The sequence below is a fragment of the Thioalkalivibrio versutus genome, from assembly GCF_001020955.1.
In the GTDB taxonomy this organism is placed as follows: domain Bacteria; phylum Pseudomonadota; class Gammaproteobacteria; order Ectothiorhodospirales; family Ectothiorhodospiraceae; genus Thioalkalivibrio; species Thioalkalivibrio versutus.
In genome coordinates this window covers 1,978,453-1,995,727 of record NZ_CP011367.1, presented here as the reverse complement: position 1 = coordinate 1,995,727, position 17,275 = coordinate 1,978,453, and the positions used below count along the sequence as shown (strand labels likewise).

Annotated in this window: 10 protein-coding genes; 9 read left to right on the top strand and 1 reads right to left on the bottom strand. The window is 67.2% G+C overall.

The window, feature by feature from the left end; genetic code table 11:
• Positions 1-402: 402 nt before the first annotated feature.
• The 3 genes from TVD_RS09240 to TVD_RS09230 are packed head-to-tail and all read left to right on the top strand — an operon-like array spanning position 403 to position 6,303.
• Positions 403-1,677, top strand: coding sequence for an efflux RND transporter periplasmic adaptor subunit (locus TVD_RS09240; RefSeq protein ID WP_047251442.1), 1,275 nt, complete (start codon positions 403-405; stop codon positions 1,675-1,677).
• The gene (locus tag TVD_RS09235; protein ID WP_047251441.1) at positions 1,677-4,823 is read left to right on the top strand and encodes an efflux RND transporter permease subunit; all 3,147 of its coding nucleotides are present in this window, start codon (positions 1,677-1,679) and stop codon (positions 4,821-4,823) included. The genes TVD_RS09240 and TVD_RS09235 overlap by 1 nt, the downstream gene beginning before the upstream one ends.
• Positions 4,816-6,303 carry an efflux transporter outer membrane subunit gene (locus tag TVD_RS09230; RefSeq protein WP_047251440.1) on the top strand — a complete coding sequence of 496 codons (1,488 nt, stop codon included), beginning with the start codon at positions 4,816-4,818 and terminating at the stop codon, positions 6,301-6,303. Before TVD_RS09235 ends, TVD_RS09230 begins: the two co-directional genes overlap by 8 nt.
• Positions 6,304-6,318: 15 nt before the next feature.
• Here TVD_RS09230 and mutS read toward each other — a convergent pair whose 3' ends face one another.
• Complete coding sequence (mutS, locus tag TVD_RS09225; RefSeq protein WP_047251957.1) at positions 6,319-8,916, bottom strand: DNA mismatch repair protein MutS; 2,598 nt, start codon at positions 8,914-8,916, stop codon at positions 6,319-6,321.
• A 546-nt stretch (positions 8,917-9,462) separates the two neighbouring features.
• On the opposite strand from mutS, the gene TVD_RS09220 reads away from it, so the two are divergent.
• The 6 genes from TVD_RS09220 to TVD_RS09195 all read left to right on the top strand — a co-directional run bounded on the left by TVD_RS09220 (position 9,463) and on the right by TVD_RS09195 (position 16,821).
• Positions 9,463-9,765 carry a PilZ domain-containing protein gene (locus TVD_RS09220; protein ID WP_018144308.1) on the top strand — a complete coding sequence of 101 codons (303 nt, stop codon included), beginning with the start codon at positions 9,463-9,465 and terminating at the stop codon, positions 9,763-9,765.
• 7 nt (positions 9,766-9,772) lie between these two features.
• Entirely contained in the window at positions 9,773-10,297 is a 525-nt protein-coding gene (locus TVD_RS09215) for a CinA family protein (protein ID WP_047251439.1), read from the top strand.
• A 720-nt stretch (positions 10,298-11,017) separates the two neighbouring features.
• A complete protein-coding gene (locus tag TVD_RS09210; RefSeq protein WP_240472308.1) occupies positions 11,018-14,338 on the top strand; it encodes a mechanosensitive ion channel domain-containing protein in 3,321 nt (1,106 codons plus the stop codon).
• A gap of 228 nt (positions 14,339-14,566) precedes the next feature.
• Complete coding sequence (gene recA / locus TVD_RS09205; RefSeq protein ID WP_018144305.1) at positions 14,567-15,613, top strand: recombinase RecA; 1,047 nt, start codon at positions 14,567-14,569, stop codon at positions 15,611-15,613.
• Positions 15,588-16,067 carry a regulatory protein RecX gene (locus TVD_RS09200; protein WP_047251437.1) on the top strand — a complete coding sequence of 160 codons (480 nt, stop codon included), beginning with the start codon at positions 15,588-15,590 and terminating at the stop codon, positions 16,065-16,067. Before recA ends, TVD_RS09200 begins: the two co-directional genes overlap by 26 nt.
• 463 nt (positions 16,068-16,530) lie before the next feature.
• Positions 16,531-16,821, top strand: a complete 291-nt coding sequence (locus TVD_RS09195; RefSeq protein ID WP_047251436.1) for a GIY-YIG nuclease family protein — start codon at positions 16,531-16,533, stop codon at positions 16,819-16,821.
• The last annotated feature ends 454 nt before the right edge of the window (positions 16,822-17,275 follow it).

Here is a 17,275-nt window from a genome sequence, read left to right as displayed (position 1 = left end):
AGGCCCGGTCATGGTCGCGGCGGCACGTGTCCCTGGCCTTGCCGACGGGTTATTGCGGCATTGTAACGCCTCCATCGCGGGAGTCGTGAATCCCGGGCACAGGTCGGCGTCATTCAGCATGCGTTGGGCCGCCACCCTTAATGGCGTTGGCGAAATGGCCTGCGGCTACGGGGACTTTGGGGCGACCGCAAAAGACGCAGGCGTTGGTTTACGCGCGCCGAGGCGTCGCGCTAGGGTGGAGACCAGAAGCGTTTGCTGCACCGCCGGGGCCGGTTTTCCGCCTGCGCCCGGTGCCATTGGCCCCTACGTGTCCCTGTTGGTGGGCCGGGCCCCGACAATCTGTGCCCCGGATAACGAGCGGGGCGGGAACCGGGTGCGCCCGGAGTAGTGGGAGAACGATCTATGCATCACTTGCGTTCGGCCACCCCCGTGACCGCTCTGATCCTCGGCTGGCTGTTGCTTGTCCTGCTGCCGGGTTGCGCGGCGGAATCCGAAGAAGAGGATGAGGCGGCTCCCGAGGTCGTGGAAGTCCCGGTGCGCTCGCTGGAAAACGAACTCGTCTCGATCTCCCGTACCTATACTGCGCGTACCCGCAGTCCGCGCGAAGTGGAAGTGCGTGCGCGGGTTTCGGGTGTGCTCGAAAGCCGCCGCTATGAAGAGGGCGAGCAGATCGAGCGCGGCGCCGAAATGTTCCGTATCGATCCGTCGCCCTACGCCGTCCGTGTACGCAGTGGCGAAGCGAGCCTCGAACGGGCCGCGGCGGAGAGGCGTCAGGCCGAGCGCGAGTGGGAACGCGTGCTGGGACTGTACGAGGACAACGCGGCCAGTGGCCGCGAGCGTGACGAGGCCCGCTCGCAACTGGAGCTGGCCGAGGCCGAGGTGGCCGCCGCCGAGGCGGCATTGGCCGAGGCCCGTCTTGATCTCGATTACACCTCGGTCGTCTCGCCCCTGGATGGGGTCGGGGGGCTGGAGGAACGCCCGGAGGGCAGCCTGCTGGAGGCCGGTGATCTGCTCGCCACGGTGACCCAGCTGGACCCGATCCGTGCCGATTTCGCGATACCCGAGGCCCACTTGGCCACCTACGGGCCGCAGATTCGTTCCGGTGTTGGCCTCACGGTGCTGCTCGCCCTGCCGGATGATGCCCTGTACCCCCATCAGGGTCAGATCGATGTAACCGAGGTGTCGGTGGACGAGGCAACCGGCATGGTCGAGGTGCGTGCCCTGTTCCCGAACCGAGATGTGCAGTTGCTGCCCGGCCAGTTCGTGCGGGTCACGTTGAGTGGGCTGATCGCCGGACATGGCAAGCGCGTGCCCCATGCCGCGGTGGTCGAGGGCCCCGAGGGGACGGCGGTCTTTGTCGTTGATGATGACGATGTCCCGCACATGCGGCCCATTCAGATCGGCATGGATCTGGGGGAGGACTTTCTCGTTACCGGGGGGCTGAGTGACGGCGACAGGATCGTGATCGGGGGCGTGGCCGGGATCGAGGAGGGTATTGGCATCCGTCCCCTGGATTCGCCGCGCGCGGCCGAGGAACCGGTGGCCCCGGGCTTGCTGCCCGAGGTATCGACCGACCTGCTGGATGAGGTCATGGATCCGGCGACCGAGCAGGACGCGGTGGACGACATCCTGGACGGGATCGGGAACGGCCCTGACCGCGACCGGGCAAGCGACTGATGTTGCGTTTTTTCATTGGCCGGCCAGTGCTGGCCTCGGTCATCTCCATCCTGTTCGTCCTCGCCGGGCTGTCCTCGGCACTGTTCCTGCCCGTTGACCAGTACCCGGACATCCTGCCGCCCAAGGTGGTCGTGACCGCCAGCTATCCCGGTGCCAGTGCGGAGGCGGTGGCGGAGACCGTCGCGGCGCCGATCGAGGCGACGGTCGATGGCGTGGACAACATGGCCTACATGCGCTCGAAGGCCAGCGACGAAGGTGACATGGAGTTGATCATCACCTTCGAGGTGGGCACGGATCCCGACATCGCCGCGATCAATGTGAGCAACGAGGTCGAGGGGGCGATGGGGCGGCTGCCGGATACCGTGGTCAGCTCCGGCATCGCGGTGGAGAAGCGCGCCCCGTCCATGCTGCAGATGATTACCTTCACCTCCTCCGATGGCAGTCTGGACCCGCGTGCGATCAGTGACTACGTCTGGCGCAACGTGTATGCCGAGCTGCGGCGGGCGCCGGGGGTTGGGGACCAGACGTTCTTCGGGGCGCAGATCTATTCCATGCGGATCTGGCTGCAGCCGGACCAGATGGCCGAGTTCGACCTGACCGCGAGTGATATCCGGACCGCGGTGCAGGAACAAAACGAGCAGTACGCGGCCGGACAGTTCGGCGCCGAGCCGATGGACGAAACGGTCGATTTCACCTACGCCGTGACGACCCCCGAGCGCTTCTCCGAGGTGGAGGAATTCGAGCAGGTGATCCTGCGCAGTACCCCGGACGGGTCTGCGCTGCGTCTGGGTGATGTGGCGCGGGTGGAACTGGGCGCGCATCTGTACAACTTCGGCGCGCGACACAACGGCGAGGTCGCCGTGCCGGTCGGCATCTATCTCCAGCCCGGGGCCAACGCGCTGGAGACGGCGCGCGGGGTGCGCGCAATCCTGGAAGAGCTTGAGCCGCGTTTCCCCGACAGTCTCGAGTACCACATTCCGTTCGACACCACGACCTTCATCGACCAGTCGGTGCAGCGCGTCCTGCTGACCCTGGTGCAGGCGCTGATCCTGGTGGTGGCCGTGGTGTACCTGTTCCTGCAGACGGTCCGCGCCACCGCGGTTCCCATCGTGGCGGTTCCGGTCTCTTTGATTGGCACGCTCGCCGGCATGTACCTGCTGGGCTTCTCCGCCAACATGCTGACGCTGTTTGGCCTGGTGCTGGCGATCGGGATCGTCGTGGACAACGCGATCATCGTGCTGGAGAACACCGAGCGGTTGATGCGCGAGCAAGGCATGAAGGCAGTGGATGCGGCCTACCAGACGGTCGATGAAGTCGCCACGCCGATTATCGCCATGACCCTGGTGACCATTGCCGTGTTCGTGCCGGTGGCCTTTATCGGGGGCTTCAGCGGGCAGATGTACCAGCAGTTCGCAATCACGATCGCCGTCTCGGTGGGGATCTCCGGCGTCGTCGCACTGACGCTGAGCCCGGCGATGTGCGCCCGCTTGCTGTCCGACAAGCCGCGCCGTCCGGCCTTTCCGTTTCGCTGGTTCAACGCTGCGTTCGAACGCTTTACCGCTGTCTACATGGTCGGCGTACGCTTCCTGCTGCGGCGCAATGTCCTGGGCATGGGTCTGTTCGCATTGCTGCTGGTGGCCATCGTGGTCCTGTTCCGCATCGTCCCGGGCGGGCTGGTGCCGGACGAGGATCAAGGCTATGTCTTTGCCGCGGCCGAACTGCCCGCCGCCGCCTCGCTGCACCGTACCGAGTCCGTGATGGACCAGCTGGCGGAGGAGGCACTGGCGGACCCGGATACGGCGGACGTCGTCGCCTTTTCCGGGATGGATCTCCTGTCCGGTGGCATGAAGACCTACGCGGGCGTGGCCTACGTGACCCTGAAGGACTGGTCCGAGCGCCGCGATGCCGATCAGGGCAGCGACGCGGTGATCGACCGGCTGGTCGCACAGGGCGAGCGCCAGCCGGAGGCGAACATCCGCGCATTCAATCCGCCGCCGATTACCGGGATCTCCACCACCGGGGGCTTTGATGCCTATCTGCAAAGCCGGGTTGGGGATGATTTCAAGACCATGCGCGAACGCGCCGACGAGGTCATCGAGGCGGCGCGCGAGCGGCCGGAACTGGCCGACGTGCGTACGGCCCTCAATGTCGAGGTGCCGCGGTACGACGTTGAGATTGATCGCGAACGTGCCTTTGCCGCCGAGGTGCCGCTGGGGGATGTCTTCGATGCCATGCAGAGCACGTTCGGAGCCGTGTATCTGAACGACTTCTCGCTGTTCGGGCGGGTGATGCGGGTCCATATGCAGGCCGAGGCCGAATATCGCCAGCGGCCCGATGATCTCGACAAGGTGTTCGTCCGTTCCGATACCGGCACGCTGGTGCCGCTGTCCAGCCTGCTCACGGTCGAGCGCGTGCAGGGACCGGACGAGGTCGAGCGCTTCAACGTGTTTCCGGCCGCGCGGATCATGGGCGAGCCGGCACCGGGCTACAGCTCGGGCGAGGCGATCCGTGCGTTGAACGAAGTGGTCGACGAGACCCTTTCGGACGACTACCTCCTGAGTTGGACCGGGGCCGAATACCTGGAGCAGCAGGCGGCCGGGACCTCGATGCTGGCGTTCGTGCTGGGCGTGGTGTTCGTGGTGTTGATCCTGGCGGCGCAATACGAACGCTGGAGCTTGCCGCTGGCCGTGTTGCTGGCCGTGCCCTTCGCGATCTTCGGGGCGTTGGTCGCGATCTGGCTCACTGGGCAGGAGAACGGGATCTACTTCCAGATTGGCTTGCTGGTGCTGGTTTCGCTGGCGGCCAAGAATGCGATCCTGATCGTCGAGTTCGCCCAGCTCAAGCGCGACGAGGGGCTGGATCTGTTCGATGCGGCCGCGGAGGCGGCACGTCTGCGCTTCCGGCCGATCATGATGACCGCCATGTCGTTCATCCTGGGTGCGGTGCCGTTGGCACTGGCCACGGGCGCGGGTGCGAACAGTCAGCACGCGATTGGCATCGGCATCATCGGCGGCATGCTGGGCGCGACCTTCCTCGCGCTCCTGTTCGTGCCGTTGTTCTACTACGTCATCAGCAGTGGCATGGAGCGCCTGAACCGCCGCCTGCGCGGAACGGAGCCTGCGGGGGAGACTGGAACGCATGCGTAGCATCCTGCCAAGGGCCCTGACGGGCGCGGCCCTGGCCCTTGCGCTGGTGGGCTGCGCGGTGGGGCCGGACTACGAGCGTCCGGAAGTCACCCTCCCGGAGGCGTGGCCCGAGGCGATTGGCGAGCAGATGGACAAGGACTACTCCGATGCCGAGTTTTGGTGGGAGATGTTCGAGGACCCGTTGCTCGACCGTCTGGTGCGCGAGGCCCTGGAGAACAACCTCGACGCCGAGATCGCCGCGGCCCGCGTGGTGCAGGCGCGGGCCGTGCTGGGGCTCAGCCGCGCCGAGCAATTTCCCCGTCTGGATGGCGAGGCCGAGGTCTTGCGCGAGAATCCGGGGCGCGGGGACGATCCCGAGACCGAGATCACGATTGCCGCGGTGTTGAGCTACGAGGTCGACCTGTGGGGGCGGCTTGCGAGGGCGAACCAGGCGGCGCGAGCCCGTCTGCTGAACGCGGCCTTCACCCGGGATGCCCTGCGTCTGGCGGTGGTCAGTGACGTGGTCAGCACGTATTTCGACTACCGCGCGACGCGCGAACAAATCGAGACCACCGAGGCCACCATCCAGTCGCAGACCGAGGCCCTCGAACTCGAGCGGTCACGCCGCGAGAGTGGCGCGACCACCGACCTGACGGTGCGTCAGGCACAGGCCGAGCTGGAGACCAGCCGGGCGAGCCTGCCCGGGTTGCAAGCGGATGCAGACCAACAGCGGCGCGCCCTGGCGGTGCTGGTCGGAGAGATCGGGGCGGTGATCGACGGGCTCGACGGCCTCGGCGACGAGGGCCTGGAAGCCCTCCCGGAGACGCTCTCCGGCCTGCCGCACTCGGTGCCATCGGATCTCATCACCCGGCGGCCTGATATTCGCGCGGCGGAAACCCGACTGATCGCGGCCAACGCGGATATCGGGGTGGCGCGGGCCGAATGGTTGCCGAGCCTGAATCTGGCGGCCCTGTTCGGGCAGGAGGCGAGCGGGGTGAGCCAGTTGGCCTCCGGTGATTCGGCGATCTGGGAGTTGCTGGTCGGGTCCACGGTTCCGCTCCTCGATTTTGGGCGGCGTCAGGCGACCATTGACGAGGTGGAGGCCGAATATGCGATCGCGGAGCTGGAGTATCGCCTGGCGATCCAGGAGGCCCTGGTCGAGGTGGGCAATGCCTGGAGCGTCCTGAACGCGGCCCACGAGCGGGTGGAGGCACGCCAGCGCGAGATGCGTGCCCGGATCGAGGTCCTTGACCTGGCGGAGCGGCGCTATCTCGGCGGCTTCGTGGGCTATCTGGAGGTGCTGGACGCGCGTCGCGCCCTGCTGGATGCGAGCCTGACCCTGACCGAGGCCTCGCGCGATCGGCTGGCGGCCACCGCGACGCTATTCCGTGCGCTGGGTGGCGGCTGGGACAGCGCGGCGATCCCCTCGGATGTGCTGGAAGATGGCGATCCGGACGATGCCAAGGAAGAGGCGGTCACGCCCGCGGATCCGGACGACTGACCTCCGACGCAGCGGCTACTTTTCGCGCAGGGCGTCTTTCATCCGATAGAGGGCATCCAGGGCCTCGCGCGGGGACATGTCGTCCGGATCCAGCGTGTCGAACAGGGCCTTCAGGGCGCGTGCCTCCGCTTCGTACGGCTCGGGTTCGGGTGCGGCCACGTTGGCCGGGTCGGGTTTGGGCGTGAACAGCCCCAGTTGCGGCGAGTCGCTCTCGGCGGCGCGGTCCTCGAGCTCGCGCAGGTGCTGGCGCGCGAGCTTCAGGACATCGGCCGGTACCCCGGCCAGTTGCGCTACCTGCAGGCCGTAACTCTGATTGGCCGGCCCCTCGCGGACCTGGTGCAGGAACACGATGCTGTGCTCGTGTTCCATGGCATCCGTGTGCACGTTGGCGACCGCCGGTTCGCGTTCGGCCAGCGCCGTCAGCTCGAAGTAGTGCGTGGCGAACAGGGTCAGGGCGCGATTGTGGCGCGTCAGGCGTTCGGCGCAGGCGAGCGCCAGGGCGAGGCCGTCGAAGGTGCTGGTGCCGCGGCCGATCTCGTCCATCAGCACCAGGCTCTCGGGGCCCGCGTTGTGCAGGATGTTGGCGGCCTCGGTCATCTCCACCATGAAGGTGGAGCGCCCGGAGGTCAGGTCGTCGGAGGCCCCGATGCGGGTGAAGATCCGGTCCACCGGCCCGATCTGCGCGCGCGCGGCTGGCACGAAGCTGCCCATGCAGGCCAGCAGCACGATCAGCGCGGTCTGGCGCATGTAGGTGGACTTGCCGCCCATGTTGGGGCCGGTGATGACCAGCAGCCTGCGCTCTTCGGGGTCCAGCTCGGTGTCGTTGGCGACGAAGGGCGCATCCAGGCCGGCCTCCACTACTGGGTGGCGGCCCTGTTCGATGCGGATGCCGGGCGTGTCGACCAGTTCCGGGCAGTGCCAGTCCAGGCGCCTGGCCCGCTCGGCCAGGCAGGCCAGGGCATCCAGTTCGGCCAGCGCGTCCGCAATCACGCGCAGACCCGGGGCGCGACCCTGGAGCTCGGCGATCAGGCCGTCGAACAGGGCGCGCTCGCGGGCCATGGCCTGCTCGCGGGCGGAGAGGATCTCGTCCTCGAAGCGCTTGAGTTCCTCGGTGGTGTAGCGCTCGGCGTTCTTCAGCGTCTGGCGGCGCATGAAGCGCCCGGGCAGCTCCGCCGAGCGCGTGCGCGAGACCTCGATGTAGTAGCCGTGCACCCGGTTGTAGGCGACCTTGAGCGTGGGGATGCCGGTGGCCTCGCGCTCGCGCGCCTCGATCTCGCGCAGGAACGAGTCGGCATCGTTCTCCAGTGCGCGCAGGCGATCCAGTTCGGCATCGAAGCCGGCGCGGATCATGCCGCCGTCGGTGACGCGCAGTGGTGGCTCCTCGACCAGCGCGGCGGCCAGGGTCGCGCTCAGCTCGTCTTCCGGCGCCAGGGCCTCGTACAGCGCCTGCAGGGAGGCCGCGCTGGCGGCCAGTGGGGTCAGGGCCTGGTGCAGGGGCGGCAGGCGTTCGAGACTCGCGAGCAGGGCGGTCAGGTCGCGCGGCCGGGCGCTGCCGAGGACGATGCGCGACAGGATGCGTTCGACATCCGCGCTGCCGGCCAGGGCCTCGCGCAGGGGCGCGGTGGCCCCCGCCTCCAGAAGTCCGGTAATCGCGGTCTGGCGCTCGCGGATGATGGCGCGGTCGCGCAGTGGCTGGTGCAGCCACTGCAGTAGTCGGCGCGAACCCATCGCCGAGCGGGTGGTGTCCAGCAGGGCCAGCAGGGATCCGTGGCGTTCGCCGCCCAGGGTGCGGGTCAGCTCCAGGTTGCGGCGGGTGGCCGGGTCCAGCACCAGCATCTGGCTGCGCAGTTCGTGCGCCAGGCCGGTGATGTGCGCGAGATCCCCGCGATGGCGGTTCTGCACGTAGGCAAGCAGGGCGCCGGCCGCGGCGATGCCGAGATCCAGGCCATCACAGCCAAAGCCGGAGAGATCCCGGGTGCCAAAGTGCGTGGTCAGGACCCGGCGGGCGGAGACACCGTCGAAATGCCAGTCGGCGTGGCGCTGCGGGGCGAAGCCCTCGATCCCGGGGATGGGCGCGGCCTGGTCGGGGATCAGGCATTCCACCGGGTCCAGCCGTGCCAGCTCGGCGGCCAGTTCGGTCGCGTCGCGCACCTCCAGCAGGCGGAACTGGCCGGAGGCGAACTCCAGGCTGGCAATCCCGTAGCCCTCCTTGCGGCCCTTGATCGCGGCCGAGCCGGCGGGGCACACCGCGACCATCCGGTTGATGCTGCGGGCCTCCAGCAGGGCCTCCTCGGTGACCGTGCCGGGGGTGACAATGCGTACGACCTCGCGCTTGACCGGGCCCTTCTGTTCCCCGACGGCGCCGGTTTGCTCGCAGATGGCCACGCTCTCGCCCAGCTTCAGCAGGCGCGCGAGATAGCTCTCCAGCGTGTGCACCGGGATCCCGGCCATGGGGATCGGCTGTCCGGCCGATTCGCCACGCCGGGTCAGGGTAATATCAAGCAGTCCCGCGGCGCGCTCGGCGTCATCATGGAACAGCTCGTAGAAATCACCCATGCGGTAGAGCAGCAGCGTATCCGGGTACTCGGCCTTGATACCGAGGTACTGCTGCATCATCGGGGTGTGTGCGGAAAGTGGCGTCTTGTCAGTCACTTGTTAGCGGCTGTCCAGAAAATCGGGATTCGCAATCAGACATTTGTCCAATACTCGGCGGTTCGCCGCGCACGGTATCACGCGCGCGGATGCATCGGTTGGCAATCCCCCGTGCTCGCGTGCGGGCTCCGTACCCCAACGAGAAACGCCCCGGCCTCAGGGGGGAGGCACGGGGCGCCGAGCACACAGGGGGGCGGTGCTCTTCAGTCACGCTATCCCGCGCCCATGCGGACCGCAAGCAGGCCAACTAACGCTCCATACCCCTGCCTGTAACGCCCTCAAGCAGGGGGCCGGCGCTCGCGCGGCTGGCATGGCCCTGTGGCGTAGTCTGCCCGCGATTGGCCCGGCTAAGCGTATGGGCGGCGGCGCTCATCGGTCCTCCGGCGCTCGATCCGGGCAGACGCGCAGTATACGGATGCGGTGCCCGGCATGGCAGCTGGGTCAGGTGCGGGAGTTGTGCCACACTCGGGACAGCGCAAGCGACGCGATGTCAGGGAGGAGGCGAGCATGATCGGGGAAGAGGATCGGCGCGATCACCGGCGGATGCAGGTCAGCACGGCGGCGCGCGTGACCTGGCGCTCCAGTGGCGAGTCCATCAGCGTGCAGTTGGAGGACCTTTCCGCCATGGGTTGCGCCTTTGTGGCGCAGCGCGAGACCGATGCCGGTGTGGGGATTACGGTCTCGGTGCCAAGCCCGGACGGTCGCCTGGAAGGGCTTGAGCGTCACGGCCGCGTGGTGCGCTGCGCCCCCGTCGAGGGCGCATCCGGCAACGGCTGGCGGGTTGCGGTCGCCTTCGATCCGGAGGGATGATCGCGCCATGACGGCAGAATCGAGCACCACCCTCCTGACCCTCCGCGAGTCCGACGCCCCGAGCCTGTCGGCTTTGGTTTATGACCTGAGCGAGCGCCTGATGGCGAAGGGCGAACGCCTGTGCACCGTGGAATCCTGCACCGGCGGCGGCATCGCGCAGGCGATGACGGATATTCCGGGTAGCTCGCAGTGGTTCGAATGCGGCTGGGTGGCGTACTCGAACGCCGCCAAGACCACGATGGTTGGCGTGCCGCCCGAGTTGATCGAGGAACACGGCGCCGTCAGCGAGGCGGTGGCCCGTGCAATGGTCGAGGGTGGGCTGGCCCGCAGCGGGGCGAATCACGCGCTCTCGGTCACCGGAATCGCCGGACCCGGGGGCGGGACCGACGCCAAGCCGGTCGGTACGGTCTGCTTCGGTTGGCAACAGCGAGGCCAGGATGCCCGTGTCGAGACCTGCCATTTCGATGGCGAACGCCACGAGGTCCGCCTGCAGTCCATGTTGCATGCCCTGAGCGAACTGCTGGCGCACTAGGGAAACCCTGATCAAGGGACCCGTTCGCGCGCGAGTCGGTCTTGCGTGCGAACAAGGCGCGGTGACCGCCGTGCAGTCACCCGGCACAAGGGAGTCGTAACGCCTGCACGCGCCGCACCTGGAGTCTCCTGGGCAAACGGGCCCCGCCAATGAAAACGCCCCGGCCTCTGGAGGCACGGGGCGTCGAGCACACAGGGGGGGGAGGGGTGCTCGCAGGAAACGCTATTCGCCCCCTTTGATCCTCGCAAGCCAACTGGCTCACAGACCCCGAATTTCGCCCTGAACCCCGCGCCGGAACGTGTGCGGGGTCACGCCTGTGTGGGCCGCGTTCGGGGCGGGGGCCCGATTGCGCGGGTGTGTGCCGGCGTCCGTTCCGCGGCGTCGGGGTTGCATGGCCGCCGGGATCGCGGTCGCGGATACCGCTGCGGGATTAACGCAGTCACAGAACCGGGCAGGCGAACCGGGGCAACGCGGTATACGGTATATGTTGTGCATACGGAGGTCGTATGCCCCGGAACGCGCGGAGTATGCCGGGCGGGGCGGGATCGCAAGTCGACGGCGGGCGGGTTCGCGGACAGGTAGATCATGAGAAGGATCGACGGATGCAACAAGTGCCGCCGGACGTGGCGGCTCGCGTTTCTTGGGATCGCCCTGTTGTTGTGGTTGGTGGCCGGTCCACTGGCGGGGGCGGACGCGGATCCGGAGTCATCCTCGCCGGTTGTGGTCAGCCCGGCGGAAGTGGCGGCCCTGGAGGCCGATCTGGCCGTTTTCCGCGACCGTCTCCCCGAGCTTCTGGAAGCCGTGGATACCCAGCCGGCGGAGGAGTGGCTGGAGGCCAGTCCGCTGGACGAGCTCGAGGCGCGCAGCGCTGACGAGGACCGGGCGGAAGCGGAACGGGCACTGTGGGAGGAGGCCCGCGAGTACGAGCAGGCGGCCGTGGAGCGAGTGCGGGGAGCGCTGGACCGTGCGACCACCGCCCGGGAGGTGCCGGAGCGTCTGGGCGAGTTGGAACAGGGTCTGGACGGGGTCGGGGCATTCCCGGCCGGGCTGGGCGAAGAGGTCTCGATCCGCCGCATCGAGGATGAGCTGGAACGGGTGGGGCGCGACCGCGAGCGACTGGAAGCGGAACTCGATGACCAGCGCATCCTGCACGCGCAACTGGAAGAGCAGGCGGAGGTTCAGGCGGAGACCCTGGAACGCCTGCGCCGGGAGCGTCAGGAGCTGGAGGACGGGCCACAGCCGCTGCCCGAGGAGGTCGAATGGACGGAGGCTCACGCAGCCGTGCAGGAGGCCCGGGCGCGACAGGCGGATGCTCGCCTGCTTGCGGCGCAGCTGGATGCCGTTTCGCTGCCGCCGCGGATGCAGGCGCGGGGCCTGCTGATCCGCGGTCTGGAGTTGGAGGCGCGCTGGCAGAGTGTCCTTCAGAGTCGGCTGGAGGTCCGGTTGACCGAACTGTCCAGCGAGGAACTGCAGGAACTGCGGGCGGAGCTGCGTACCCTGCTGGAGCGTCAGCCGGAAGCGCAGCTGCACCATACGGAGGAAATCGAGGAACTGCATGCGGCGTTCGACCGCATCGCGGAGGCCCAGGCACAGACCCGCACCCTGCAGTATGAGCGTGACCGGCTGGTCCGGGTCGAGCGGGAACTGGCGCAATCCCTGTCCCATGTCCACGAGCGTCTGGAGATCAGTGGTCTGACCGAGGCGCTGGGTGGGGTCTTCCTGGAGGAGCAGCGACGCCTGCGCGATCTTGACCAGGTCCGTTTCCAGCTACGTGATCTGGAGCGGGAGCTGGCGCAGTCGCAGTTACGGACCATCAGCTTGCGCGAGCGTCTGGCTGTGCTTCCGGCGGACCCGGTGGCGGAATGGGAACCCGCGGCCCGTGCGGCCTTGCGCGAGCTGCGCCGCCAGACCCTGAATGCGGAGCTGCATGCCGAGGAGGCGCGGACCGAACAACTGCGCCAGGCCGACCTGCGGCTGCGTGCGGTCGTCGATCTGGTGGCGGAGCTCGACCGGATCCTGCAAGAAGCGTTGCTCTGGTGGCCAAGCCATTCCCCGGTCGGGGTCGCGTGGTTCGAGCGGGCGCCGGCCGCGACCCTGGCGCTGGTGGACCCCGCCGCCTGGGCGGAGTTGCGGGAGACATTCCTGCGCCAGACGCTGCACCGGCCATGGTTCATCGGGTTCATTCTGCTGGTGGCGGGGTTGATGTATCTCGCCGGGCGCAATGTCCACCGGCATCTGGAGCGTCTCGCCGAAACGACCCGTCACCGCTACACGGACAGTATTGCGGTCACCGTCCGGGCCCTGGGGTGGAGTCTGCTGCGCGTTTTACCCGTGCCGTTTCTGCTGCTGACTCTCTCATTCCAGTTGCACGCGGTCCCGGAGCCGGGTTTTGCAGTGGAGGTCCTGTCCCTGGCACTGATCACGGTTTCGGTGTGGTGGATGGCGGGCCACCTCCTGCTGCTCTTCATCAGCCGCCATGGGGTCGGGACCGTGCATTTCGGCTGGCCCGAGCCATTGCTGACGCGTCTGTATCGTCACCTGCACTGGTTTCTTCCGGTGCAGACCCTGCTGTTCCTGTTCGTGGCCCTGGCCTTCGGGCACCCGAGCGACGAGGTATTCGATCTTTATGGCCGTCTGGCACTCCTGGCGGTCATCGTGAATTTTGCGATGGTGGCCTGGCTGCTTCTGGCGCCGGTCCCGGACGGTTCGAAAGGCGGCTCGCTGGACGAGCGCCGCCGGTTATTGCTGCGGGGGCTCGTGATCGTGATGGTGGTGGGCCTGGCGGCCCTTGCCCTGGCCGGTTATCTGTACACCGTGGCCGAGCTTCTGCGGCATCTGATCGGGACGGTGCTGGTGCTGATTGTTGTCGGTCTTGGTTACAGCCTGGCGGCCCGGTGGCTCGTCCTGGGAGAGATGCGGCTCGCGCTGCTCCGGAACCGCGAGCGGCGCGAGCAGGAGGCAGTCACCGAGGGCGGCAGCGGCGGCGAAACTGGGCTGGACGTCCCCGAGCCGCAGCTGAGCATGGAGGACGTCAATCTGCAAAGCCGCACGCTGCTGCGGGTGGCGGCGCTGGGCGGCACGGTAGTGGGGCTGTTGTGGGTGTGGTCGGACATCCTGCCGGCCCTGGCCTGGCTGGACGGGATCACACTGTGGTCGCGCACGATCGAGATCGGCGAGAGCGAGATCCTCACCAGCGTGTCCCTCCAGGATCTGTTGCTGGCCGGGTTTCTGGGGCTGCTGTTTCTGTTGTCCGCGCGCAACTTGCCGGGGCTGGTGGAGATCCTGCTGTCGCGCAGCACGCAGATGGATGCGCCCGGGCGCTACACGTTCACCATGCTCCTGCGCTATCTGCTGGCCGTGGTGGCGGTTATCGTGGTGTTTTCGCTGCTGGGCCTGCGCTGGAGCGAGATCCAGTGGCTGGTGGCGGCGCTGACCGTCGGTCTGGGTTTTGGTCTGCAGGAGGTCGTGGCCAACTTCGTTGCCGGGCTGATCGTGTTGCTGGAGCGCCCGGTCCGGGTGGGCGATACCATCACCGTTGGCGAATACAGCGGGACGGTATCGAAGATCCGGGGTCGTGCTACCACGATCGTTGACTGGGACAACCGGGAGATCGTCGTTCCCAACAAGACGTTCATCTCCGACCATCTGATCAACTGGACTCTGAGCGACACCACCACGCGGCTGGTGATCCCGGTGGGGGTCAGCTATGCGTCCGATGTCGATCTTGTCCGGGAGACCCTGCTGGAGGTGGCCCACGAAGACCCGCACGTCCTGGAGGATCCCGAATCGGTAGTGTATTTCCTCCGGTTTGGCGATAACGCGCTGAATTTCGAACTGCGAGTGTTCGTCTGCCAGATGGCGGACCGGCTGGTCACGCTGAGCGGGCTCCACACCGCGATCATCAAGCGCTTCCGCGAACAGGGGATCGAGATCGCTTTTCCGCAGATGGACGTTCACCTGCACGACGACGAAACCCGGAGGCGTCGTGCCGTGCCCCCCGCTGCGGGTCCCTACGAGCCCGGAAACCCCATGGATCGGTGACGGGTGCCCGATTCGTTGGCCCGGGGCCGTGACCCGGGCCAACCCAAGCGTCCCGCCCGCAGACCAGGCGGCTTGCCTCCCGCGCCGCGTGTGTCTTGGGCAAGTCCTTTGTCCCTGCACGATCACGGGTTGGGTCACTCCCCGCCCTGTGGGATACTGCGGCCCCGTATCCGCCCCGTCTTGGGCAACGGGTCGGAAACCATCGCAGCAAGTATCGGGAGGCATACCGTGGACGACAATCGCAAGAAGGCCCTGACCGCCGCACTCGGGCAGATCGAACGCCAATTCGGCAAGGGCGCGGTCATGCGCATGGGCGATCAGGAGGCGGTGGACGTCCCCGCGATCTCTACGGGCTCCCTGGCACTGGATATCGCGCTTGGCATCGGCGGTGTGCCGCGCGGGCGTGTGGTCGAGATCTACGGGCCGGAGTCCTCGGGCAAGACGACCCTGACACTGCAGGTGATCGCCGAGGCGCAAAAGGCCGGCGGTACGGCTGCGTTTGTCGACGCCGAACACGCACTGGACCCGACCTACGCCGAAAAGCTGGGTGTGAACGTGGACGACCTGCTGGTCTCGCAGCCGGATACCGGCGAGCAGGCCCTGGAGATCTCCGACATGCTGGTGCGTTCCGGCGCGATCGACGTCGTGGTCGTCGACTCCGTGGCTGCGCTCACGCCCAAGGCCGAGATCGAGGGCGAGATGGGCGACTCCCACGTCGGCCTGCAGGCGCGGCTGATGTCGCAGGCCCTGCGCAAGCTGACCGCCAACATCAAGCGTTCCAACACGCTGGTCATCTTCATCAACCAGATCCGCATGAAGATCGGCGTGATGTTCGGCAGCCCCGAGACCACCACCGGCGGCAACGCGCTCAAGTTCTACTCCTCCGTGCGCATGGACATCCGCCGCATCGGCGCGATCAAGAAGGGCGACGAGGTCATCGGCAACGAGACCCGTGTGAAGGTCGTGAAGAACAAGATGGCGCCCCCATTCCGCGAGGCCTATTTCGAGATCCTCTACGGCGAGGGCATCTCCCGCGTTGGCGAGATCATCGAGATGGGCGTGAAGGAAGGCCTGATCGACAAGGCCGGCGCCTGGTACAGCTACAACGGCGAGCGCATCGGCCAGGGCAAGGAAAACGCCCGCCAGTACCTGAAGGACAATCCGCATATCGCCGAGGAAGTCGAAAAGACGCTGCGCGAACGCCTGCTGCCCAAGCGCAACAAGGCCACGGTAGAGGACGTGCCGGTCGATGCCCCGGTCGAGGAGCAAGGCTGACCCGGCCGACCCCGAGGCTGCGCTTGAGGTGGGCCTGCGGTTGCTGGTTCGGCGTGAACACTCCGGTCTGGAGCTGGCGCGCAAGCTCGGTGAGCGCGGCTTCGAACGGGATGCCGTGGACGCCGCGCTGGAGCGTGCGCGCGAGCTCGACTATCTGAGCGATACCCGTTACGCGGACTTCATGGCCCGCCACCGTACCGAGCACGGTTACGGCGAACAGCGCATCCGCGCCGAACTGGCCCACAACGGCATCGGCAACGACACCGTGAACGCCGCCATCGATGCCCTGGAGATCGACTGGATCGACCAGGCCCGTGGCCAGCTCGAACGCCACTTCCGCCACCCGCCCGAGACCCGCGAGGACGAGGCCCGCTATCTTCGCCACCTCGCGGGTCGCGGATTCCCCGGCGGTGTCGCCCACCAGGCCCTCGCCGCCTGGAAGGGCGAGCCCTGAGACCCAGTGTCATTGCGAGGAGCTCCGCGACGAAGCAATCTGCGTCCAGAGCCACCCGATTCAGCCGCCGCGCGAACCGTCAGCGATTGCCACGGTCCCTTCAGGGCCTCGCAATGACGTTTCTCGAGCCCCGTCATTGCGAGGAGCTCCGCGACGAAGCAATCTGCGTCCAGAGCTACCGGATCCAGCCGCCGCGCGAATCGTCAGCGATTGCCACGGTCCCTTCGGGCCCTCGCAATGACGTTTCTCGAGCCCCGTCATTGCGAGGAGCTCTGCGACGAAGCAATCTGCGTCCAGAGCCACCGGATCCAGGCGTCGAACAAACCGCCAGTGACTGCCACGGCTCCTTCGGGGCCTCGCAATGACGTGCTGGTGTTGGGGGCGTGCTAGCGTCCCCGTAGTAAACGGCCGAAAGGATTCTCGGCCGGTGAGTGCCCATGCCCTGTCGCCCAGGGAGGGAGCGATGAAACAGCCCTGTGTCTACATCATGAGCAACCGCCGTGACGGGGCGCTTTATGTCGGGGTGACCAGCAACCTGGTGCAGCGGGTCTGGCAGCATCGCTCGGGCGAGGCGTCCGGGTTCACCCGTCGCTACGGTCTGCATCGGCTCGTCTGGTTCGAATCCTGTGAGGAAATGACCTCCGCGATCGAGCGCGAGAAGCAGCTGAAAGCGGGTCCGCGGCGCAGGAAGGTCGCTCTGATCGAGCAGACGAACCCCGAGTGGCGCGACCTGTTCGACGATATTGTGGGTTGAGTATCGGTCAGGCGTTGGAGGGCTCCCGGGTCCTACGGGACCCGGCGATAGGCGACCGGAGTCGTGGTTCTTGCATCGGTTGGGTCCCGATGGAGATTGCTTCGTCGCTGCGCTCCTCGCAATGACGTTGTTCTTGCCCCGTCATTGCGAGGAGCTCTGCGACGAAGCAATCTGCGTCCAGAGCCACCCGATTCAGACGTCGCGCGAACCGTCAGCGATCGCCACGGTCCCTTCGGGCCTTCGCAATGACGTTTCTCGAGCCCCGTCATTGCGAGGAGCATCGCGACGAAGCAATCCGTGTCCATGGCCACCGGATCCGGCGGCGGGGCATGTCCCAAACGATCGCTCCGGCCCCTTTTGGGGGCCTCGCAATGACGAGGAAGATGGCCGGAAGACGGGCCCGGCAATACGCGGGTGGGGCGCTTGCGTGATAGCATTCCGGGTTTGACCCCAT